Annotated in this window: 22 protein-coding genes; 8 read left to right on the top strand and 14 right to left on the bottom strand. The window is 65.9% G+C overall.

Going from position 1 to position 20920, the window contains the following annotated elements; translation table 11 throughout:
• Nucleotides 1-62: 62 nt before the first annotated feature.
• Nucleotides 63-185 carry a hypothetical protein gene (locus CE453_RS29465; RefSeq protein WP_282568782.1) on the bottom strand — a complete coding sequence of 41 codons (123 nt, stop codon included), beginning with the start codon at nucleotides 183-185 and terminating at the stop codon, nucleotides 63-65.
• 155 nt (nucleotides 186-340) lie between these two features.
• Between CE453_RS29465 and CE453_RS14675 the strand changes: the two genes are divergently transcribed.
• Nucleotides 341-2212: an ABC-F family ATP-binding cassette domain-containing protein gene (locus CE453_RS14675; RefSeq protein WP_089175261.1), complete on the top strand. Its 1872-nt coding sequence runs from the start codon at nucleotides 341-343 to the stop codon at nucleotides 2210-2212.
• A gap of 3 nt (nucleotides 2213-2215) precedes the next feature.
• Here CE453_RS14675 and CE453_RS14670 read toward each other — a convergent pair whose 3' ends face one another.
• The 6 genes from CE453_RS14670 to CE453_RS14645 all read right to left on the bottom strand — a co-directional run bounded on the left by CE453_RS14670 (nucleotide 2216) and on the right by CE453_RS14645 (nucleotide 6091).
• Entirely contained in the window at nucleotides 2216-2554 is a 339-nt protein-coding gene (locus CE453_RS14670; protein ID WP_089175260.1) for a YciI family protein, read from the bottom strand.
• A 13-nt stretch (nucleotides 2555-2567) separates the two neighbouring features.
• Nucleotides 2568-3047 (bottom strand): nuclear transport factor 2 family protein, encoded by a 480-nt coding sequence (locus CE453_RS14665; protein ID WP_089175259.1) that lies wholly within the window; start codon nucleotides 3045-3047, stop codon nucleotides 2568-2570.
• Nucleotides 3048-3195: 148 nt separating this feature from the next.
• On the bottom strand, nucleotides 3196-3684 hold the full coding sequence (locus tag CE453_RS14660) for a YegJ family protein (protein WP_089175258.1): 489 nt from the start codon (nucleotides 3682-3684) through the stop codon (nucleotides 3196-3198).
• Nucleotide 3685: 1 nt separating this feature from the next.
• The gene (locus CE453_RS29290; protein WP_248308074.1) at nucleotides 3686-4099 is read right to left on the bottom strand and encodes a hypothetical protein; all 414 of its coding nucleotides are present in this window, start codon (nucleotides 4097-4099) and stop codon (nucleotides 3686-3688) included.
• Nucleotides 4096-4548, bottom strand: a complete 453-nt coding sequence (locus CE453_RS14650; RefSeq protein ID WP_089175257.1) for a DNA polymerase III subunit chi — start codon at nucleotides 4546-4548, stop codon at nucleotides 4096-4098. Before CE453_RS14650 ends, CE453_RS29290 begins: the two co-directional genes overlap by 4 nt.
• Before the next feature lie 49 nt (nucleotides 4549-4597).
• The gene (locus CE453_RS14645) at nucleotides 4598-6091 is read right to left on the bottom strand and encodes a leucyl aminopeptidase (RefSeq protein WP_089175256.1); all 1494 of its coding nucleotides are present in this window, start codon (nucleotides 6089-6091) and stop codon (nucleotides 4598-4600) included.
• 164 nt (nucleotides 6092-6255) lie between these two features.
• On the opposite strand from CE453_RS14645, the gene lptF reads away from it, so the two are divergent.
• The 5 genes from lptF to rsmA are packed head-to-tail and all read left to right on the top strand — an operon-like array spanning nucleotide 6256 to nucleotide 13067.
• Complete coding sequence (gene lptF / locus CE453_RS14640; protein ID WP_089177906.1) at nucleotides 6256-7443, top strand: LPS export ABC transporter permease LptF; 1188 nt, start codon at nucleotides 6256-6258, stop codon at nucleotides 7441-7443.
• Nucleotides 7443-8537 (top strand): LPS export ABC transporter permease LptG, encoded by a 1095-nt coding sequence (gene lptG / locus CE453_RS14635; protein WP_089175255.1) that lies wholly within the window; start codon nucleotides 7443-7445, stop codon nucleotides 8535-8537. The genes lptF and lptG overlap by 1 nt, the downstream gene beginning before the upstream one ends.
• 49 nt (nucleotides 8538-8586) lie before the next feature.
• Nucleotides 8587-11133 carry an LPS-assembly protein LptD gene (locus tag CE453_RS14630; protein WP_089175254.1) on the top strand — a complete coding sequence of 849 codons (2547 nt, stop codon included), beginning with the start codon at nucleotides 8587-8589 and terminating at the stop codon, nucleotides 11131-11133.
• Between the two features lie 51 nt (nucleotides 11134-11184).
• Nucleotides 11185-12198: a 4-hydroxythreonine-4-phosphate dehydrogenase PdxA gene (gene pdxA, locus CE453_RS14625; RefSeq protein ID WP_089175253.1), complete on the top strand. Its 1014-nt coding sequence runs from the start codon at nucleotides 11185-11187 to the stop codon at nucleotides 12196-12198.
• On the top strand, nucleotides 12195-13067 hold the full coding sequence (rsmA, locus tag CE453_RS14620; protein ID WP_089175252.1) for a 16S rRNA (adenine(1518)-N(6)/adenine(1519)-N(6))-dimethyltransferase RsmA: 873 nt from the start codon (nucleotides 12195-12197) through the stop codon (nucleotides 13065-13067). Before pdxA ends, rsmA begins: the two co-directional genes overlap by 4 nt.
• Here the strand turns inward: rsmA and gmk are convergent.
• From gmk to fabD, 7 genes are all read right to left on the bottom strand, one after another.
• A complete protein-coding gene (gene gmk / locus CE453_RS14615; protein WP_089175251.1) occupies nucleotides 13040-13687 on the bottom strand; it encodes a guanylate kinase in 648 nt (215 codons plus the stop codon). The genes rsmA and gmk overlap by 28 nt on opposite strands.
• 5 nt (nucleotides 13688-13692) lie before the next feature.
• Nucleotides 13693-14574 carry a YicC/YloC family endoribonuclease gene (locus CE453_RS14610; RefSeq protein WP_089175250.1) on the bottom strand — a complete coding sequence of 294 codons (882 nt, stop codon included), beginning with the start codon at nucleotides 14572-14574 and terminating at the stop codon, nucleotides 13693-13695.
• A 129-nt stretch (nucleotides 14575-14703) separates the two neighbouring features.
• On the bottom strand, nucleotides 14704-16110 hold the full coding sequence (gene mltG / locus CE453_RS14605; RefSeq protein WP_089177905.1) for an endolytic transglycosylase MltG: 1407 nt from the start codon (nucleotides 16108-16110) through the stop codon (nucleotides 14704-14706).
• Nucleotides 16111-16326: 216 nt separating this feature from the next.
• Nucleotides 16327-17598: a beta-ketoacyl-ACP synthase II gene (gene fabF, locus CE453_RS14600; RefSeq protein ID WP_089175249.1), complete on the bottom strand. Its 1272-nt coding sequence runs from the start codon at nucleotides 17596-17598 to the stop codon at nucleotides 16327-16329.
• 68 nt (nucleotides 17599-17666) lie between these two features.
• Complete coding sequence (locus tag CE453_RS14595) at nucleotides 17667-17903, bottom strand: acyl carrier protein (protein ID WP_089175248.1); 237 nt, start codon at nucleotides 17901-17903, stop codon at nucleotides 17667-17669.
• A 255-nt stretch (nucleotides 17904-18158) separates the two neighbouring features.
• Entirely contained in the window at nucleotides 18159-18896 is a 738-nt protein-coding gene (fabG, locus tag CE453_RS14590; protein ID WP_089175247.1) for a 3-oxoacyl-[acyl-carrier-protein] reductase, read from the bottom strand.
• A 66-nt stretch (nucleotides 18897-18962) separates the two neighbouring features.
• Nucleotides 18963-19907, bottom strand: a complete 945-nt coding sequence (gene fabD, locus CE453_RS14585) for an ACP S-malonyltransferase (RefSeq protein WP_089175246.1) — start codon at nucleotides 19905-19907, stop codon at nucleotides 18963-18965.
• A gap of 333 nt (nucleotides 19908-20240) precedes the next feature.
• Between fabD and rpsF the strand changes: the two genes are divergently transcribed.
• Together rpsF and rpsR are read left to right on the top strand one after the other, a co-directional pair.
• Complete coding sequence (rpsF, locus tag CE453_RS14580) at nucleotides 20241-20672, top strand: 30S ribosomal protein S6 (protein WP_089175245.1); 432 nt, start codon at nucleotides 20241-20243, stop codon at nucleotides 20670-20672.
• Between the two features lie 2 nt (nucleotides 20673-20674).
• The gene (rpsR, locus tag CE453_RS14575; RefSeq protein ID WP_038367644.1) at nucleotides 20675-20920 is read left to right on the top strand and encodes a 30S ribosomal protein S18; all 246 of its coding nucleotides are present in this window, start codon (nucleotides 20675-20677) and stop codon (nucleotides 20918-20920) included.

The raw sequence follows: 20920 nt of genomic DNA, 5'->3' as shown, positions 1-20920 counted from the left end.
CCCGACCCTGGCGGTCGGGCCGACAGACTCGGGCTTACCGAAGAAATGCGAAGATCAGGCCGTCAGGACAGCGGCACGAAGGTCGAAAGTGCAGCAAGGCTCGCAGCGATGACCGAGGCGAAGACGAGCAGCGACGCACAGACCGATACACGGCGCGGATGGGCATAAGGCTGGTCGGCGAACATGGGTATGATCTCGACGAATCACGGAATACTTCCGTTCCGCTAGGTGAGGGCCGCAGCGGGCTGCGCGAAGGCGAGAACGTGACGAAACCGTGACATGGCGCCTCCCCGGTGGCTTTCCATTGGCTTTTCCGCCAGCTCCCCCTAAATCGGCCGCCATGCTGACGATCAACGACATCACCTACCGCCTCGGCGAGCGCCTGCTGCTCGACCACACCGGTGCCGCCATCCCCGACGGCGCGCGCGTCGGCTTCGTCGGTCGCAACGGTACCGGCAAGACCACGCTGTTCAAGATCATCACCGGCGATCTCGGCACCGAGAGCGGCAATATCAGCCTGCCCAGGGGCCGGCGCATCGGCGGCGTCGCGCAGGAAGCGCCCGGCGGGCCGGAAACGCTGATCGAGGTCGTCCTGGCCGCCGATACCGAGCGCACGGCCCTGATGACGGAAGCGGAGACCGCGACCGATCCGCATCGCATCGCCGAGATCGGCACGCGGCTCGCCGATATCGGCGCCCATTCCGCCCCGGCCCGCGCCGCGATGGTGCTGCACGGCCTCGGCTTCAACGAGGAGGCGCAGCAGCGCCCCTGCTCCGATTTCTCGGGCGGCTGGCGCATGCGTGTGGCGCTCGCGGCCGTGCTGTTCTCCGAGCCCGACCTGCTGCTGCTCGACGAGCCGACCAACTATCTCGATCTCGAAGGCACGCTCTGGCTCTACGATTATCTTGAGCGCTATCCGCATACCGTGATCGTCATCAGCCACGATCGCGAGCTGCTGGACACCTCGGTCGACCACATCATGCATCTCGACCAGGGCAAGCTCTCGCTCTATCGCGGTGGCTATTCCTCCTTCGAGAAGCAGCGCGCCGAGAAGCAGATGCAGCTCGCCCGCGCCAAGGAAAAACAGGACGCGGAACGCAAGCACCTGCAGTCCTTCGTCGACCGCTTCAAGGCCAAGGCGACCAAGGCCCGGCAGGCGCAGTCGCGCGTCAAGCGTCTGGAGAAGATGCAGACGATCGCGACCATCATCGACCGCGACGTGCAGCCCTTCGTCTTCCCCGGCCCTGAGAAGCAGCTCTCGCCGCCGATGATCGTGCTGGAGGATGCCAGCGCCGGTTATGGCGAGCGCAAGGTGCTGTCGCGGCTCAACCTGTCGCTGGCGCCCGACGACCGCATCGCGCTCCTCGGCTCGAACGGCAACGGCAAGTCGACCTTCTGCAAGCTGATCGGCGGCCGGCTCGATGCCATGTCCGGCGAGATGAAGAAGTCGAGCAAGCTGGAGACCGCCTATTTCGCCCAGCATCAGCTCGACGAACTCCGTATCGAGGACACACCGGTCGGCCATCTGCGCGACCTGATGCCCGACGCGCCCGAAGCCAAAGTCCGTTCCAAGGCGGCTCAGATCGGATTCCCGGCTTCGAAGGCGGACACGCCGGTGAAGCTGCTGTCCGGCGGCGAGAAGGCGCGTTTGATGCTGGGTCTCGCGACCTTCCACGGCCCGCATCTGCTGATCCTCGACGAGCCGACCAACCATCTCGACATCGACAGTCGCGCCGCGCTGGTGACCGCGATCAACGACTATCCCGGCGCCGTCATCATCGTCAGCCACGACCGCTTCCTGATCGAGGCCTGTGCCGACCGGCTCTGGCTCGTCGGCGGCGGGACGGTGAAGAACTTCGATGGCGACATGGACGACTACCGCACCTTTGTGCTCGGCGCCGCCAAGGCCGAGAAGCGCGGCAAGCCGGCGCCGGAGGCTGCCGCCAAGCCCAAGGCTGACGAGCGCAAGGAAGCGGCGACCAAACGCGTCGCGCAAGGCCCGCTCCGGCAGAAGCTCAATCTCGCGGAAGCGCGCATCGCCAAGCTGACAGGGCTGATCGAGAAGGTCGACGACGCCTTGGCGAACGGCGCCTTCGCGCGCGATCCGGACAAGGCGCTGCAGCTCTCCCGTCAGCGCGCCGAACTGGCGGAGGCGTTGACGGCCGCGGAAGAGGAATGGTTGCTGCTGGGCGAGGAGCTGGAGAGCGCCTGAGCTCTAACTGGCCGGATCGTACATGAATTCGCGAAGCTCCTGCGCGCAGCGACAGGCCCGCGCCAGCCTCGCCGCCCACTTCACCGCTTCCTCCCGTGTCGGCAATTCCAGCACCGTGAACCCGCCATTGAGGCGGCTGCCCGGGTAAGTCTGGTCGGACACCGCACCATCGGCGAAGACGAGCGCAGGGTCGACCTGTTCATTGATGCCACCGCCGAAGACATAGACGCCGGCCGCCTTGGCCTCCTCGATCACGGCATGAGAATCGACATCGGCAGCGGCCAGTTGCTCGTCCGTGAGCACCATTGCCTCGCTCGGAAAGGAGATCAGGTATTTGGTCATGCTCGCCGGCCCCCTACTTCACGGGCTTAAGCGCCGAATCCCAGTGCTCGACGATCTTGCCATCCTTCACACGGAAGAGATCGAACCAGTAGCTGTCATAGGTCTTGGCGGGATCGCCCGGCTCCGGCCGCGGGCGCTTCATCACGAGCTGGACGAGATCGCCCTCGGCGATAGCCGCGACGAAAGGCGTCACGACGACGCTGGCCTGCGGTTTCGGACTCGGCCAGAGCTTGGAGAAATAGTCGGTGAAACCCTTCACGCCGCTGGCAACGTTCGGATTATGCTGCACATAGTCCTCGGACAGATAGTCCTTGGCCTTGGTCCAATCCTGGGCGTCGAAGACGTTCCGCCAGAACGACAGGACCAGCTCCTTGTTGGCCTGCGCGGTGACCATCGTCGGCACGGCCGGCTGCTGCGCACGGGCGGTAGGAGCGGCAAGGGCCAGCGCCAGAGTGCCGGCGGCCGCCCTTCGGCTGATCCGTACAGAACCCATCCGTTTCACTCCTTTCGCATCATCGCCCCCGGTCCAGGAGAAGAACCGCCGGCCACCGCCTCGTCAACGACGTCGCGGCAAGAGCGTGCTTGCGATGATGAAAGGAACCGGAAGAGGCAGCCCACCCTTCCGGGCGGATGCGGAAGGGTCAAGGCTGCGGCGACAGGATCTTCCGCAGCCCCTCCGCCTGCTCGGCGGGAATACGCTTCAGCATGACGCGCGTGGTGTAGTTGCCGTACATGCGCCCGTCGCGCACATAGCCCCAATCGCTGATCATGGCGCTGCCGGCACGGTAGGGCGAGCCTTTCACCAGCGGGGCCAGGCGCTGCGGGTCGTTGGCGAGATGGCCAACGAAGCTGTCGCCATCGATCGTGTCGAGATTCATCCAGATATGCTCGCGCCCGTTCACGCCCTTGATCGGGATCGCCACCTTCACGACGAAGTGCTCGCCGCGCTGACCACGGAAATCTTCGCGAAAGCGCTCCAGGCTGCCCCGCGCAGCGTCGATGGCCGACCCCATTTCCGGATCACCGGTGCGGTAGTCGTAGGTCGGGTCCTGGGCCCGCACCGGCAGGGCTGCGGGACCGGCGGCAGCAACCACTACGAACAGCGCCGCCGCAAGAAACCGGGCGGCCATGTCAGCCCTCCCCGCCCGGCTTCACGATCCGCCCCAGACGGTTGTCGGTAAAGAGATAAAGCTCGCGCCCGCCCGGCTCGGCATAGAGCACCTGCACCTCGCGCTGGCCCTTGCCGCTTTCACCGATCAGCACGTCGGTCGGGGGCTTGGCCTTGAGCTTCACGAGCTCGCACTCGGTGATGCCGGGCGCGATCTCCTTCGGCAGTGGGCGGGTCGAGGGATCGAGCGAGACGCCGACACTGCACTCGCCATCCGCGGTCAACACCGGCTCCCGCGTCGAGATGCCGGCGCTGCCCGATGTCGTCGTCGTCGTGGTGACGCCGCCCTTCGTCTCGGATTGGAAGGCGAAACCGCCCATATCGATAGAGCAACCGCCGAGCGCCGCAGCACAGAGAAACAGGATAGGCAGTCTCACGCTTTCTTCTCCCAGCGGCCGGCCTCGTCCTGCTGCCAGTAACTGGCGGCATGTCCGGAAGCCTTGACCATCTTCCAATCCGCGCGGGCGGCATCGAGCGCCTCGGGATGATCACCATCGAATATCAGGACGACGCGCTCGTAGTCCTGCAATGCGTCCGGAATGCGAACTCCGTCGGCACAGATGCGGACCTGCGCGGCGTTGGGGTTATGCGCCTGCGTCGTCAGCACGATCGGGTTCCGGGCCGCATCCGCCTCCATCGCCGTGACATGCGGCAGGAAGCTCTCGTCGGCATAGGTCCAGAGATGATCGTCGACGGCGCTCAGGCGCTCCTGGCTGGAAACCTCCACCACGACCTTTTGACCGCGCGCCAACGCCCGGTCGAGGATGGTCGGCAGGACCTGCTCGAGCGGGCGTGACTGCAGGTGAAAGAACAGGATCTCGGCCATCGAAACCCTTTTACCTTAGCAAGATACCGGCACCTTTGGAGACGTCACATCAGCTCTCGTAATGATCCTTCACCAACCGGTCGAGCAGGCGCACGCCCCAGCCCGGACCCCAGGAGCGGTTGATCTCGCTGTCCTTGGCGGCCATGCCGGTGCCGGCGATGTCGAGATGCGCCCAGGCCGTGTCATTGACGTGGCGCTGGAGGAACTGCGCCGCGGTGATCGAGCCTGCGTAGCGTCCAGCCGAGTTCTTCATGTCGGCAAACTTCGAATCGATCATCTTGTCGTAGGCCTTGTCCAAGGGCATCCGCCAGACCGTCTCGCCGGTGGCGAGCCCGGCAGCGGTCAGGCGCTGGGCCAGTTCGTCATTGTTGCTGAAGAGCCCCGCATTCTCCTGCGCCAGCGCCACGAGGATCGCGCCGGTCAGCGTCGCCAGATTGATCATGAAGCGCGGCTTGAAGCGATCCTGCGTGTACCAGAGCACATCGGCCAGGACGAGCCGGCCTTCGGCATCGGTGTTGATGATCTCGATGGTCTGGCCGGAAAGCGAGGCGACGATGTCGCCAGGGCGCTGGGCGTTGCCGTCGGGCATGTTCTCGACGAGGCCGATGACGCCGATGGCATTGACCTTGGCCTTGCGGGCGGCGAGCGCATGCATCAGCCCGACGACGCAGGCAGCGCCCGCCATGTCGCCCTTCATGTCTTCCATGCCGGCGCCAGGTTTCAAGGAGATGCCGCCGGTGTCAAAGGTGACGCCCTTGCCGACGAAGGCGACGGGCTCATCGCCTTTGCCGGCGCCATTCCAGCGCATCACGACGACGCGGCTCTCCCGGCGAGAGCCCTGACCGACGCCGAGCAGCGCGCGCATGCCGATCTTCTTCAGCTCCTTCTCATCGAGCACCTCGACCTCGACGCCGAGCTTCTCGAGCTTCTTCGCGCGGTCGGCGAACTCCTCGGGATAGAGGACGTTCGGCGGCTCGTTGACGAGATCGCGCGCCAGCACCACACCGGCGGCGATCGCGTCCGAAACCTTGAGCGCCTTCTTCACGGCCGCCGGGTCGGCGGCCCGGAGCGTGACCGGGATCGATCCGGTGTCGTCCTTGTCCTTGCTCTTCGTCTTGTAGCGATCGAAGACATAGCTGCGCAGCTTGAGGCCCAGCGCGATCTCAGCCGCGTGTTTCGCATCGATCCCACCATCTGGCAGGGCGAGGATCACCTCGGCACTGCGGCCCGCGGCAAGCCGGCCCGCAATCGCGCCGCCGAGCTTCACGAAGTCGAGGTCGGCGCGATCGGTCGCAGCTCCGACCCCCACCGCGATCAGCCGCTCATAGGGGGCTCCCTCCGGCGCGGGCAGCGTCAGGCCGGACAATGCCTTGCCCTTGAAGCGCTCGGCCGCCGCCGCGCGGGTCAGGAGCGCCTGTGCCTCGGCACCGGCCAGCGCCTCTGCCGGCCCGGGCAGAGTCAGGCCGTCGGAGACGAGGACAACGAGATCGCGCCCCTCGATGGCATCCAGGGCTTTGATCTCGAGCTTCAGGCGCTGCGACATAGTCCGCTCACAATCTTGCGAAAATCGCCGGGAAGAGACAGTTGGAGGGCACGGCGCAGGCGATTCCCGTTTGCGCCGCAAATCCGCCTATACCATAGGGTGTGTTCCACGAACCACCTTGGGGGAGCTTCGGTTCCTCATCTGCCGGAAAGCGACGCGTGCTTCTGAACCGCCTCGACCGATACATCCTCAAGATCGCGGCGGTCGCGGCGATCGTGCTGCTGCTCGGACTCACCGGCGTGATCTGGGTGACGCAGGCGCTGCGCGAGGTCGACCTGATCACCGGCAAGGGCCAGACCGTCCTGATCTTCCTGACCGTGACGCTGCTATCGCTGCCTGCGCTGATCGCGGGCATCGCACCGGTCGCGCTGTTCATGTCGACGCTCTACACGCTGAACAAGCTCAACGGCGATTCCGAGCTGATCGTGATGAATGCGGCCGGCGTCGCGCCGCACCGGGTCACCCGCCCCTTCCTGGTCCTGACGATGGCGACCGCGGTCATCGTCGCCTGGATGACGATCTCGGTCATGCCGGCGAGTTTTCGGATGCTGCGCGACCTGATCACCCTGATCCGCGCCGATTTCGTCGCCAATGTCGTCAAGGAAGGCCAGTTCGTCTCGCTCGATTCCGGCGTGACCTTCCACTACCGCGAAAAGGTCGGCGACGCCCTGGTCGGCATCTTCATGCAGGACCGCCGCGACCCGACACAGCCGTCGATCTATCTCGCCGAACGCGGCCGCACCGTCGAGGCCGAGGGGCAGAGCTTCCTGATGCTGGAAAAGGGGACGATCCAGCGCGAGACCAAGAACACCAACACGACCTCGATCATCTCCTTCGAGCGCTACGCCCTTAACCTGTCCGCCCTCACCGGCGACAGTTCGGGCGGTCCGGGCGAAGGCGACGGCGACAAGGTGATCTACAAGCCGCGCGAGCGCTCGACCTGGGAGCTGATCAACCAGAATCCGAACGAGCCCTACTACAAGATCCAGGAGGGCCGCTTCCGGGCCGAGCTGCATAACCGCCTCTCGGCGCCGCTCTATCCCTTCGCCTTCATGCTGATCGCCTTCGCCGCCATCGGCGAAGCCCGCACGACGCGCCAAGGCCGAGCCCTGGCGATTCAGGCGGCCATCATGATCGTCGGCGCGACGCGGCTCGCCGCCTATGCGGCCTGGACGGCCAGCGTGCGCTCGCCTTTCGCGGCCGCGCTGCTCTATATCCTGCCGATCGCTGCGATCGTCCTCGCGATCGCCTTCATCTTCTACGGCGAGCGGCTGCGGCCGGTCCTGTCACGGCTCGCTGCCCCGCTGACGGTGCCCCTCACCCACCTCGCGGCTCGATTCCGGCGCGCCTGATGCTGCTCTTCACCACCCTTGGCCGCTATCTCACGCTGCGCTTCACGCGTGCCATCCTCAGCGTGTTCAGCACCTTCTTCTTCCTCATCGGCACGCTCGACTTCGTCGAGCTGATGCGACGGGCCGGTGACTCGCCGATCGCCACCACGCCCAAGATCATCATGCTGGCGCTCTATCGCGTGCCCAGCGTTGCCGAGCAGATCTTCCCATTCGCGGCTCTGTTCGGCGGCATGTTCGCGCTGCTGACGCTGAGCCGGAAGCTCGAGCTCGTCGTCGCACGCTCCGCCGGCGTCTCGGCCTGGCAGTTCCTGCAGCCGGCCGTGGTCGTGGCGGCCGCGATCGGACTGATCTCGATCACGGCCTACAATCCGCTCGCTGCCGAGATGAAACGGCGGGCCACCGCACTGGAGACGCGGCTCTTCGTGCGGGCGGGCGGCCAATCGGCGGCAGCGCTGCCGGAGATCTGGCTGCGCCAGACCAGCGTCGACGGACAAGCCATCGTCCGCGCCGCCGGCGCGCTTCCCGATGAAGACGGGCTCTCGGGCGTGACAATCTTCAACTTCAACCCGAACGGCTCGTTCCGGGATCGAATCGACGCACGTCAGGCCATCCTGCGCCCGGGGCATTGGGAGCTCAGCGACGCGCGCGTGACCTCCGCCACGGAAGAGCCACAGAGCTACAAGAAGTACGATCTCGCGACGTCGCTGGAGCCGGATCAGATGCGCCAAAGTTTCACACCGCCCGAGGCGGTCGGCTTCTGGTCCATGCCGGCGGTCATCGAGCGGACGAAGCGCGCGGGTCTCGATACGACGCCATATGAGCTGCGATATCAGTCCCTTATGGCGCGCCCACTGCTGCTGATCGCCATGATCCTGGTGGCCGCATCCGTTTCCTTAAGATTTTTCCGGTTTGGTGGCGTCACCAAACTGGTGGTGGCTGGCGTCACGGCGGGGTTCGTGCTCTATGTGGCGACACAGCTGTCGGAGGAACTCGGATCGTCGGGAATCGTCAATCCGGTCGTCGCGGCGTGGTTGCCCGCAGCATTGGGGACGATGCTGGGCGCTCTCGCCCTCCTCCATCAGGAAGACGGGTAAAACGTACTGTGCCTATGGTTAATTTTGTGTTTAACGGACAGGTCAAGGCGTGACGAACGTAGCGCGATTCGCTGCGGCGACGGCCCTCGCCTCCAGCCTTGCCTTTCTGCTGGCAGGCCCGGCTTTTGCCCAGGGCAAGCCTGCGCCTGGCAGCAAGCCGGCTGCGGCTGCGGCAAAGCCGCAGGACCGCATGGTCGTCGATGCACGCGAACTCGTCTACGACAACGACAAGAAGACGGTCGCCGCCGTCGGCGACGTGCAGATTCTCTACCAGGGCCGCACGATCGAGGCCGACCGGGTCGTCTACGACCAGGCCAACAAGCGCGTCATCGCAGTCGGCAATGCGCGCATCACCGAATCCAACGGCTCCGTCATCACCGGCGACCGCTTCAACCTGACCGACGATTTCCGCGACGGCTTCATCGACTCGCTGCGGGTGGTGAATCCCGACAAGACCCGTTTTTCGGCCCCGCGCGCCGAGCGGACCGATGGCGAGACCTTCGTCTTCGACAAGGGCATCTACACGGCCTGCGAGCCCTGCAAGGACAATCCCGAGCGGCCGCCGCTCTGGCAGGTCCGCTCGGCCCGCATCATCCACAAGAAGTCCGAGCAGACGATCTATTACGAGGATGCCAGGCTCGAATTTGCCGGCATTCCGATGGCCTACATCCCGTATATGTCGGGCCCGGATTCGACGGTGAAGCGCAAGACAGGCTTCCTGTCGCCGAAATTCATCAACACCTCGGCGCTCGGATTCGGCGTCGGGTTGCCTTACTTCATCAATCTCGCGCCGAATTACGATCTGACGCTGACGCCGACCTATCTGACGCGCCAGGGCCTGCTCGGCCAGGCCGAGTGGCGCCATCGCCTGCTCAACGGTTCCTATTCAATCCGCGCCTCGGGCATTTTCCAGCAGGACAAGGACGCCTTCTTGGCCGCGCCGCTGGGGCCGCGCGACAAGGAATTCCGCGGAGCGCTTGAAAGCACCGGCAAGTTCTTCATCAACCCGCGCTGGACGATCGGCTGGAACGCCTCGATGTCCACCGATCGCTGGTTCTACAAGAACTACCGCATCCTGAATTCGAGCCTGAGCAACACGACCTACCTGCAGGAATCGATCTCGACGGCCTATTTGAACGGCCAGAGCCCGACCGCCTGGTTCGACCTGCGCGGCTACTATTTCCAGCCGCTCAACTACCAGGACTGGCAGAAACAGCAGCCTGTGGTGCTGCCGGTGCTGGACTATGACAAGCGCGTCCACAAGCCGTCCTTCCTCGGCGGCGAGCTGGAATTCAACGTCAACGTCACCAGCCTGACCCGCGATACCGCGGCCTTCGCCGAGCTGCCACAGCAGAAGACCTATCTGGTCACGACGCCGACCTACTCGCTCTATGACGGCTGCGCCATCTACGACAAGAATCACTGCCTCGTGCGTGGCCTGGCGGGCAATGTCTCGCGAGCGACGGCGCAGGTCTCTTGGCGGCGTAACATCATCGACCCCCTCGGGCAGATCTGGACGCCCTACGCCTCGCTGCGGGCCGATATCTTTGCAATTGCCCCCGACACGACCGGCATCATCAACTCGCGCGTGTCGACGATCGCCGATACCTCGGATGAGGTCTTCGGCCGGGTGATGCCGGCAGTCGGCGTGATGTACCGCTATCCCTTCGTCGCGAAGACGGATTGGGGCACCCATATCATCGAGCCGGTCGCGCAGATCGTGGCACGGCCGAACGAAACCAACAGCCTGCGGGTCGCCAATGAGGATTCGCAGAGTCTGGTCTTCGACGCCAACAACCTGTTCGAATGGAACGGCAAGTTCTCCGGCTACGACAGGCTCGAGGGCGGCACGCGTGCCAATGTCGGCGCGCTCTACACCGGCCGCTTCGGCAAGGAAGCTTATGCCAACCTCCTGATCGGCCAGTCCTTCCAGCTCGGCGGGCGCAATTCCTACGCCACCGGCGACATGATCAACACCGGCCTCGACTCCGGCCTCAACACGGACAGCTCAGATTACGTCGCCCGGGCGCAGATCTCGCCGGCGAAGGGTTTCTTCCTGACCGGCGCCACCCGCCTCAACTCCACGACCTTCGAGGCGCAGCGGATCGACGCCGCGGCGACCTATTCGAACAGCGTCTTCTCGACCTCGGTCGGGTACGGCCGCTACGAGCCGCAACCCAACCTCGGTATCTTCCGCCGCCGCGAGGGCCTCTCTCTCAACGGCTCGCTGCTCGTCGCCCAGAACTGGCGGGTCAGGGCTGGCGTTCTGTTCGATCTCGACAAGTACAAATATGACCGCGAGGTCTGGCGGAACGCTTATGCCGCCGCCCAGGCCGCCTCGGCGGCCTTGCCGGCCTACCCCAACACCGGGCCATTCCAGACCGCCTCGACCTCGTTTGGCATCAATTACACCGACGAGTGCACCGTCTTCGACGTCAGCTATACCCAGAGCTATGCCGACCGGCAGGCCGGCGCGACGAAGGACACGCGCACCATCATGTTCCGACTCGAACTGCGGACGCTCGGCGAGATCAACTATTCTCAGAACCTTGGCAACACCACCTCGACCAATGACGGCATAAGCAGCAGCAATTGAGGCGGTGCAGGCCACCCGTTGGCCCGCGCAACCACGATATCGGAGCATCCCTTGCCGAGCCTGCCGCTTGCGCTGACACAGGGCGACCCGGCCGGCATCGGCCTGGAGCTGAGTTTGCGCGCCTGGCATGAGCGCCAGGAACGCGCGCTGCCTGTCTTCGCCTGCCTCGCCAACCCGGACCAACTCGCACGGACGGCCGACCGCCTAGGGTGGCCGATCCCGATTCGGGAATGCGGCTGGGAGGAAGCCGCTTCCGTGTTCTCCGAGGCGCTGCCGGTCATCCCGCTGGCGCAGGCTGTCGATGTCGCGCCCGGCAAGCCGGACCCGGCCTCGGCCGCCGCCACGATCGCCTCGATCGATCTTGCGGTTGCCGCGGTGCAAGACCGACAGGCCGGCGCCGTCGTCACCAATCCGATCGCAAAATCGGTGCTTTATGCGGCCGGCTTCAAGCATCCCGGGCACACGGAATACCTCGCTCATCTCGCTGGGAAAGCTGGTATCGAGCCTCTGCCGGTGATGATGCTGTGGTGCGAAGAGCTCGCGGTCGTGCCGGTCACGATCCATGTCCCGCTGCAACGTGTGCCGAGCTTGCTGACGACGCAGCTCATCGTCGACACCGCCCGGATCGTAGCGACCGGCTTGCGACGGCAGTTCGGCATCGCAAGCCCTCGCCTCGCCATCGCCGGGCTCAATCCGCATGCCGGGGAGAACGGCACCATGGGTCGCGAGGATGAGGAGATCGTGAAACCGGCCATCGCGCTACTTCAGGCCGAAGGCATCGATGCGCGCGGCCCCTATCCGGCCGATACCATGTTCCATGCTCGTGCCAGGGCCGGATACGACGCCGCCTTGGCGATGTATCACGACCAGGCGCTGATCCCGATCAAGACCATCGCCTTTGACGAAGGCGTCAACGTTACGCTGGGGCTGCCCTTCATCCGAACCTCGCCTGATCACGGCACGGCCTTCGACATTGCCGGCAAGGGTATCGCGCGCCCTGACAGTCTCTGTGCCGCCCTGAAGCTCGCAGCTCGCATGGCCGCACGTCAGGACGCCGCGCGATGAGCCAGATCGACGATCTGCCGCCGCTGCGCGAGGTTGTCGAGCGCCATGGCCTGATGGCCCAGAAGGCGCTCGGCCAAAACTTCCTCTTCGACCTCAACCTGACGAGTCGTATTGCCCGCGCGGCCGGCCCGCTCGACGGCGAGACGGTGGTTGAGATCGGCCCCGGCCCCGGCGGCCTGACACGCGCACTCCTCGCCAACGGCGCCGGCCGCGTCATCGCGATCGAGCGCGACCGGCGCTGCTTGCCGGCACTGGCGGAGATCGCGGCGCACTACCCGGGGCGGCTGGAGGTCGTCGACGGCGATGCGCTCGCGACCGACCTGACTCCCTATCTGCAGGGCAAACCCGCGCGAATCGTCGCCAACCTGCCCTATAATATCGGGACGCCCCTGCTGGTCGGCTGGCTGAGCCTCGACCCCTGGCCCTCCTGGTGGACGTCGCTGACGTTGATGTTCCAACGCGAAGTCGCGGAGCGCATCGTCGCTTCGCCAGAGGAGCGGGCCGATTATGGCCGGCTCGCCGTGCTGGCCAACTGGCGCTGCCGAACGAAGATCCTGTTCGACGTGCCGCGCGGCGCCTTCGTGCCGCCGCCGAAGATCACGTCCTCGGTCGTCCAGCTTCTGCCGCGCGAGGAGCCGGAGCCTTGCGACCGGCGCCTGCTGGAACGGGTGACGCTCGCCGCCTTCGGCCAGCGTCGCAAGATGCTGCGGCAGAGCCTGAAGGCGGTCCTACCCGATCCGGCGCCCATCATCGCCGCAGCCGGCCTTGCGGAGACAGCGCGAGCCGAGGAAGTCCCCGTTTCCGGCTTCGTCAGACTCGCCAATGCGCTTGCAGCGGAGCTTCAGGCCAGTTCTTCGGCCAAGAGCTGATCGACAAAATCGCCGAGGCCTATCGCACGGCTGCGCTTCAGGCGTTCGGCGGTGAGGATCGCCTTGATCGCATCGTAAGCCGCGGTGAGATCGTCATTGACGATGACGTAGTCGTATTGGCTCCAGCGAGCGATCTCGTCGCGGGCATTCGCCAAACGCTTGGCGATAACCTCCGGTGCGTCTTCCGCCCGGCGGACGAGACGCGAGCGCAGCTCCGCCATCGACGGCGGCAAGATGAAGATCGTCACCACATCGGCGCGCGCCTTCTTGACGATCTGCTGCGTGCCCTGCCAGTCGATATCGAAGAGCACGTCACGCCCGGCCGCCAGCGAAGCTTCGACCTCCTTGCGCGGCGTGCCGTAGCCATTGCCATGGACCTCGGCCCATTCCAGCAGATCGCTGTGCTGACGCATCGCATCGAAGGCGCTGCGGTCGATGAAGCGATAATGCACGCCGTCGATCTCGGACGGACGGCGTGGGCGCGTCGTCACCGAGATCGAGAGATCGAGGTTGTTCTCGTTCTGCGAGAGATTGCGCGTGAGCGTCGACTTGCCCGCGCCGGAGGGCGAGGACAGGATCAGCATGAGGCCGCGGCGGGCCGGGCGGGATGTCTCGGCCATCGGACTCACTCCACGTTCTGGACCTGCTCGCGCATCTGGTCGACCACCGTGCGCAGGTCGAGGCCGATGCGCGAGAGGCCGGGGTCGTTGGCCTTGGCGCAAAGCGTCGAAGCCTCGCGGCCGAATTCCTGCGCCAGGAAGTCGAGCTTGCGACCGATGGGGCCGCCATTCGCCAGCAATTCGCGCAAGGCGGCGACATGGGCATGCAGCCGGTCGATCTCTTCGCGGATATCGGCGCGAACGGCGATCAGCGCTGCCTCCTGATGCAGGCGCTGCGGATCGAGCCCGTTGGCGGCACCAAGCAGCGCTTCGACCTGAGCCGCGATACGGGCGCGGATCGCTTCGGTGCTGCGGGCCGGGTGGCTCTCGGCCTCGCTCGCCAGGCGCGAGATCGTCTCGACATGACCGAGCACGATGGCCTCAAGCGCGCGCCCCTCGCCGGCACGCGCATCCTTCAGCGCCTCGGTCGCCGCTTCGAGCCCGGCAAGCGCCGGCTTCTCGATGGCGCCCAGCGCGTCCTGCGCCTCATCGGCATATTCGACCACGCCGCGGATGCCGAGCAGCCCGTCGAAGGTCGGCGGATTGATGCCAGCGGCCGGCGGCAGTTTCTCGATAGCCTCCAGCAGGGCCGCCAGCACAGTTTCGTTCACGCGGGGCCGCGGCGGGCCGGCATCGCTGGTGACGCTGAGATTGACGTGAAGCGTACCGCGCGTGAAGGCCCCCGTCAGGCGCTTGCGTGCGGCCTCTGCCAGCACCTCGAAACCGGGTGGAACGCGGACGCGCAAATCCAGGCCGCGGCCATTGACGCTACGGATCTCCCAGGCCCAGCCATGGACGCCGGCTGTCCCGGACGCACGGGCAAAGCCCGTCATGCTCTCGATCGCCATTCGTCCCCCGCTCTGTACTCGACGGCTACGCTACCCGGCCGGGCGTGATGCGGCGGGACCGTAGTGTCGCGCCGCATCCATCGCAAGCGGAGCGACGCGGAAGATGGGGACGACGCGCCGCCAGAGCTCTCAGGGTCCCTTGAGCTGCGGCACCTGCTTGGGAGAATTGAGATCGTAGGTCTTGTTCAGCAGCGGATCGCGCGGCGTGCCTTCCGAAGCGTCGAAGGCGCGGGCACGGGTCCCGGCCACACCCGCAGGCTGGGCGATCGGCGCCGGACCGGCACCGTTGGGCACACCCGTATCCGACGCAGGCTGGGTTGTCGCCGGCGCCTCGGTGCGATTGTCGGGGCCAGCCGGTGGCTCGACCTTGTCGATGGAGTCGGCAGGCGGCTTGCCACCTTGCTGGGTGCGGGTCGTCTCGATCTGGCGCCAGCGCCCGACATTGCGATTATGCTGGTCAAGCGTCTCGGCGAAGACATGGCCGCCCGTGCCATCGGCAACGAAGTAGAGGTCCTTCGTGCGCGAGTGGTTGACCACGGCTTCCATCGCCGCACGGCCGGGATTGGCGATCGGTCCCGGCGGCAGCCCGGGGATGACATAGGTGTTGTAGGGCGTCGCCTGGGTGATCTCGCTGCGCTGGATCGGGCGGCCGAGCGTCCCCTTGCCGCCGACGAGGCCGTAGACGATCGTCGGATCGGACTGCAGCTTCATCTTCTGGTTCAGGCGGTTGATGAAGACGCCGGCAACGCGCGGGCGCTCATCGGCGCGACCGGTCTCCTTCTCGACGATCGAAGCCAGCACCACCAATTGGTCCGGCGACTTGATCGGCAGGTCGGCCGGGCGGCGCTCCCAGATCCGGGCGAGCACGACGCGCTGATCCCGCGCCATGCGGTCGATGATGGCCTGCCGCGAAAAACCGCGCGGGAAGCGATAGGTATCGGGAAGGATCGAGCCTTCCTTCGGAACCTGAGTGATCTCGCCGGTCAGCAGGTCGTTCTCGCGCAGCCGCTCGACGATCTGCTCGCTGGTCAGCCCCTCGGGAATGGTGATCGAATGCTCGACCACCTTGCCGCTCGAGATGATGTCGAGGATCTCCTGCGGGCTGACACGCGCCTTGAACAGGTACTCGCCGGCCTTGAGCTTGTGCCAGTCACCGCCGACAACCGCGGCGATACGGAACGAAAGCGGATGCTCGATCAGCCCCTCGCGCTGCAGCAGCTCGGCGATCTCGGTGAGTCCGCTTTCCTTCGGGATGATCACGGCGCGGTCGCTGGTCAGCGGGCCCGGCGCCTTGCTCTGGTTGGAGACGACGGCAATGCCGGCCCCGACGATGCCCGCGGCAACCAAGAGCAGCGTGAACAGACCGCTCAGCATCGCCAGGAAAGGGCTGCGCCGGCGACGGCGAACCTTGGGGGGCGGCGCTGGCGGTGCGACCGGCTTGAGGGCCTCGCTCGGGCTTTTCGGGGCGACGCGGGGCGTATCGTTCACAGTTTCAGCGCTCGCTGCACAGGGTAGACGACCTCGGCGCGGTGCGATCAAGCACACCGACCGGATGGAGAACCGGGCATACCGGGCCCTGGGGCCGTTGCATTAGAGCCGGTTTCGTCGCGGCTGTGAACGCGGAATCACGCGTTCATCAGCACTCGCCGCGAACTCTACCCAACATTATGGCGAAACCGCGCTGGCCGGATCCGGCGATCTTCGCGCTTCTCTGAAACGCGAAGATGCTCGATTCGAGTTAGGGCCGTGCCGTCAGACGTCGGCCCTATAGCGACGCAGTACCAGCGAGGCGTTGGTGCCGCCGAAGCCGAAGGAGTTCGACAGCGCGTAGTCGATCTCGCGCTTGCGCGCGACATGCGGCACGAGGTCGATCTCGGTCTCGACGGAAGGATTGTCGAGATTGATCGTCGGCGGCGCGATCTGATCGCGGATCGCGAGCACGGTGAAGATCGCCTCTATGGCGCCGGCAGCGCCGAGCAGATGGCCGGTTGCCGACTTCGTCGAGGACATCGACGGGCGCTTCGACGCGTTTGCGAGCAGCCGCTCCACGGCGCGCAATTCGATCTCGTCGCCGAGCGGCGTCGAGGTGCCGTGGGCATTGACGTAATCGAGATCCGAAGCCGTGATGCCGGCGCGGTCGAGCGCCATCTGCATGCAGCGATAAGCGCCGTCGCCATCCTCGGCCGGCGAGGTGATGTGGTAGGCGTCGCCCGACAGGCCGTAGCCGATGACTTCGGCATAGATGCGCGCGCCGCGGGCGAGAGCATGCTCCAACTCCTCGAGCACGACGACGCCCGCGCCCTCGCCCATGACGAACCCGTCACGGTCCTTGTCGTAGGGGCGCGAGGCCTTCTCGGGCGTGTCGTTGAAGCCGGTCGAGAGCGCGCGGCAAGCACAGAATCCGGCAATGCCGATGCGGTTGATCGCCGATTCGGCACCACCCGCGACCATGACCTCGGCATCGCCGAGCGCGATCATGCGCGCTGCGTCGCCAATGGCATGCGCGCCGGTCGAGCAGGCGGTGACGGCCGAATGGTTCGGTCCCTTCAGCCCGTGCTCGATCGAGACATAGCCGGCAGCGAGATTGATGAGGCGGCCCGGGATGAAGAAGGGCGAAAGGCGGCGCGGGCCGCGCTCCTTGAGCAGAAGCGAGGCATCGTAGATGCCGCCGAGTCCGCCGATACCGGAGCCGATGGCAACGCCGGTGCGGGTCTGGTCCTCGTAGCTTTCCGGCTTCCAGCCGGCATCCGCCAGGGCCTGTTTGGCGGCCGCCATGGCGAAGACGATGAAATCGTCGACCTTGCGCTGTTCCTTCGGCTCCATCCAGTCATCGGGATTGAAGGTCCCGTCGCTGCCGTCACCCCGTGGGATGTTGCAGGCGATCTGCGCCGGCAGGTCGCTGGCGTCGAAGCTGGTGATGGGGCCGGCGCCGCTGGCGCCGGCAAGAAGACGCGTCCAGGTCGGCTCGACGCCGCAACCGAGCGGCGTCACCATGCCGAGCCCGGTCACGACGACACGCCGCATCGAAACACTACGAGGAGCCATGATACCTTCTGTACGAAACGACCTGGGGAGGCCGATCAGGCGCCTGATCAGGCGCTCTTGGCCGACAGGAACTTGACCGCGTCGCCGACCGTCACGATCGTCTCGGCCGCATCGTCCGGGATCTCGACGCCGAACTCTTCCTCGAAGGCCATGACGAGCTCGACGGTGTCGAGGCTGTCCGCACCCAGATCTTCGATGAAGTTGGCGCTATCGATGACCTTCTCGGGCTCGACGCCGAGGTGCTCGACCACGATCTTCTTCACGCGCTCGGCGACATCGCTCATGAGTCTCTTCCTTAGAAACTGGAAACGCACCGCGGACCCGCGACACGCATATGGACTTTATTCCGACCCGCCGCGCCATCGGAATGATGCACGCGATCCGGAAAGCTAGAAGCCTGCACAAACGCAACAACCGGGTTTTCGTCAAGTCCCGAGCGTTCGAAAGGCAGCGCGACGGCGCTAGTTAACATACCCTGTCCACAGAGGCGAGAGCGGCGAACAGCTTCCGAATCGCTTCAGGAGCCGGCGTCAACCCATTCAGATCATGGCCATTCCGCCGTTGACATGAAGCGTCTGGCCGGTGACGTAGCCGGCTTCCTCGCTGGCAAGATAGGCGACCGCCGCTGCGATATCGGCACCGGCGCCCAGCCGACCCATCGGCACGTCGGCGAGGATGCTTTCGCGCTGTTTCTCGTTCAAAGCCTGGGTCATCGGTGACTCGATGAAGCCCGGAGAGACCACGTTAACCGTGATATTGCGGCTCGCGACCTCGGCGGCCAGCGCCTTCGACATGCCGATCAGGCCAGCCTTGGCGGCGGCGTAGTTGCCCTGCCCGGGATTGCCGGTCGTGCCGACGACGGAGCCGATCGCGACGATTCGGCCGTAGCGCCGGCGCATCATCGACTTCACGGCTGCGCGCGAGAGGCGGAAGGCGGCGGTGAGATTGACGGCCAGCACGCTGTCCCAATCCTCATCCTTGAGGCGCAGGAACAGGTTGTCGCGGGTGATGCCGGCATTGTTGACGAGGATGTCGAGCCCGCCGAGCTTCTCCTCGGCCGCCGGTACCAGCGCCTCGACCGAATCCTTGTCGGCGAGATTGCAGGGCGCAACCACGACCCGCTCGCCGAGCTCGGCGGCAAGAGCCTCCAGCGCCTCGGCGCGGGTGCCGGAGATCGCGACGCTCGCACCCTGGGCATGGAGGGTCCGCGCGATGGCTCCGCCGAGGCCGCCGGTCGCGCCGGTGACCAGGGCCTTGCGGCCGGTCAGATCAAACATGTCGTTTCCCCTTCTGCGGCCTTCTGCCGTATTCACGCATCCGCCTTCCGTGCCGGAGCGATATCGTCAGCCCTTGCGGGCCTTGTAGGCCGCGATGTCGTCGGCGGTTCCGACCGAGGCGGTCGTGGCGCCCGCCGCGATACGCTTCACCAGCCCGGCGAGAACCTTGCCACTGCCGAGCTCGACGAAATCGGTCACGCCGGCCGCCGCCATCGCCTGCACGCACTCGCGCCAACGCACGGTGCCGGTGACCTGCGCCACCAGCGAAGCGCGGATCGCGTCCGGATCGCTCAGCGGGGCAGCGCCGACATTGGCCATGACCGGGACGACCGGCGCCTGCATTGTAACCTTCGCCAGCGCCTTCCGCATCGCGTCCGCCGCCGGTTGCATCAGCGCGCAATGGAAGGGCGCGGAAACCGGCAGCAGCATGGCGCGCTTGACACCGCGCTCGGTCGCCAGCGCGATGGCGCGGTCGATCGCAGCCTTCGCGCCGGACAGAACGACCTGACCGCCGCCATTGTCGTTGGCCGCCTCGCAAACCTCGCCCTGGGCCGCAGCCGTCGCGATCTCGCGGGCAAGGTCAAGCTCGGCACCGAGCAGCGCCGCCATGGCGCCCTGCCCGGCCGGCACGGCCTTCTGCATGGCATCGCCGCGGACCCGCAGCAGGCGGGCGGCATCGCCGATCGAGAAGGTGCCGGCAGCAGCCAGCGCCGAATACTCGCCGAGCGAATGGCCGGCGACGAAAGCGGCGTCGCGCTTAAGGTCGAGCCCCGCCTCCGATTCGAGGACGCGAACCACCGCCAGGCTCACCGCCATCAGTGCCGGCTGGGCATTGGCGGTCAGCGTCAGTTCCTCGGACGGGCCTTCCCACATCACGGCGGAGAGTTTCTGCGACAGGGCCGCGTCGACCTCGTCGAACACCGCCTTCGCCGCCGGGAAGGTTTCGGCCAGGCTCTTGCCCATGCCGACGACCTGCGAGCCCTGGCCGGGGAAGATGAACGCTGTCGTCATGTCCGGAACGCCTCGTGCTTAATAATTTCGTATTATGACGCGGCTGTCACAACGGTTTCGCTGCCAAGTCAAGCACGGAGCCCCGATTTTCCGCTGCTCACGCGGGTTTTACCGTCAGATTCCGGTTGCCATTGCGGCGCGGACACTGTAACGACCGCCTCCTGCTTGTTCGGCCGGAGGCTGAACGGATGGCGCTTGCCCGCGAGGAAGAGCGCAGGTTCCCCGGAACCGGCATCCCGTGTCTCCGCCTTCGAATGAAATCCTGTCGGGCCTTATCCAGGGCTCGAAGGGCTCCGCGCCGGGCGAAGCAGGGTGAAACAAGGAAGGCCACATATGGCATTGTACGAGCATGTGCTGCTCGCGCGGCAGGATGTCAGCGCGCAGCAGGTCGAAGCTCTTGTCGAGCAGTTCAAGGGCGTGATCGAAGCGAATGGCGGCGCCATCCGCAAGGTCGAGTATTGGGGCGTCAAGTCCCTCGGCTACCGCATCAAGAAGAACCGCAAGGCGCACTACACGCTGCTGAACATCGAGGGCCCCTCCGCCGCCGTGCTGGAGATGGAGCGCCAGATGCGCATCAACGAGGACATCCTGCGCTTCATGACCATCAAGGTCGACGAGCTGGAGGAAGGTCCCTCGGCCATGCTGCAGAAGCGTGACCGCGACGACCGTCCGGAGCGTGGCGGCGACCGTTTCGAGCGCGGCCCGCGCCGTGACCGTCCGCGTCGTGAAGACGAAGCGACCGAAACCGCCGAAGCGGAGGCCTGAGAATGTCGACTGCATCCGCTGGCGCCCGTCGCCCCTTCTTCCGCCGTCGCAAGTCCTGCCCGTTCTCGGGCGAGGGCGCTCCGAAGATCGACTACAAGGACGTCCGTCTCCTCTCGCGCTACATCTCCGAGCGCGGCAAGATCGTGCCGTCCCGCATCACGGCGGTTTCCGCCAAGAAGCAGCGTGAGCTCGCCCAGGCGATCAAGCGCGCCCGCTTCCTCGGCCTGCTGCCTTACGTCATCCGCTGA

Origin of the sequence: Bosea sp. AS-1, assembly GCF_002220095.1 — a bacterium.
Classification (GTDB): domain Bacteria; phylum Pseudomonadota; class Alphaproteobacteria; order Rhizobiales; family Beijerinckiaceae; genus Allobosea.
This window is presented reverse-complemented; position numbering and strand designations above follow the sequence as displayed.

Bases quoted from the DNA above. Each gene is read 5' to 3' on its own strand.
- CE453_RS29465 (WP_282568782.1), bottom strand. From the start codon at position 185: ATGTTCGCCGACCAGCCTTATGCCCATCCGCGCCGTGTATCGGTCTGT.
- CE453_RS14675 (WP_089175261.1), top strand. From the start codon at position 341: ATGCTGACGATCAACGACATCACCTACCGCCTCGGCGAGCGCCTGCTG.
- CE453_RS14670 (WP_089175260.1), bottom strand. From the start codon at position 2,554: ATGACCAAATACCTGATCTCCTTTCCGAGCGAGGCAATGGTGCTCACG.
- CE453_RS14665 (WP_089175259.1), bottom strand. From the start codon at position 3,047: ATGGGTTCTGTACGGATCAGCCGAAGGGCGGCCGCCGGCACTCTGGCG.
- CE453_RS14660 (WP_089175258.1), bottom strand. From the start codon at position 3,684: ATGGCCGCCCGGTTTCTTGCGGCGGCGCTGTTCGTAGTGGTTGCTGCC.
- CE453_RS14650 (WP_089175257.1), bottom strand. From the start codon at position 4,548: ATGGCCGAGATCCTGTTCTTTCACCTGCAGTCACGCCCGCTCGAGCAG.
- CE453_RS14645 (WP_089175256.1), bottom strand. From the start codon at position 6,091: ATGTCGCAGCGCCTGAAGCTCGAGATCAAAGCCCTGGATGCCATCGAG.
- lptG (WP_089175255.1), top strand. From the start codon at position 7,443: ATGCTGCTCTTCACCACCCTTGGCCGCTATCTCACGCTGCGCTTCACG.
- rsmA (WP_089175252.1), top strand. From the start codon at position 12,195: ATGAGCCAGATCGACGATCTGCCGCCGCTGCGCGAGGTTGTCGAGCGC.
- gmk (WP_089175251.1), bottom strand. From the start codon at position 13,687: ATGGCCGAGACATCCCGCCCGGCCCGCCGCGGCCTCATGCTGATCCTG.
- CE453_RS14610 (WP_089175250.1), bottom strand. From the start codon at position 14,574: ATGGCGATCGAGAGCATGACGGGCTTTGCCCGTGCGTCCGGGACAGCC.
- fabF (WP_089175249.1), bottom strand. From the start codon at position 17,598: ATGCGGCGTGTCGTCGTGACCGGGCTCGGCATGGTGACGCCGCTCGGT.
- CE453_RS14595 (WP_089175248.1), bottom strand. From the start codon at position 17,903: ATGAGCGATGTCGCCGAGCGCGTGAAGAAGATCGTGGTCGAGCACCTC.
- fabG (WP_089175247.1), bottom strand. From the start codon at position 18,896: ATGTTTGATCTGACCGGCCGCAAGGCCCTGGTCACCGGCGCGACCGGC.
- fabD (WP_089175246.1), bottom strand. From the start codon at position 19,907: ATGACGACAGCGTTCATCTTCCCCGGCCAGGGCTCGCAGGTCGTCGGC.
- rpsF (WP_089175245.1), top strand. From the start codon at position 20,241: ATGGCATTGTACGAGCATGTGCTGCTCGCGCGGCAGGATGTCAGCGCG.
- rpsR (WP_038367644.1), top strand. From the start codon at position 20,675: ATGTCGACTGCATCCGCTGGCGCCCGTCGCCCCTTCTTCCGCCGTCGC.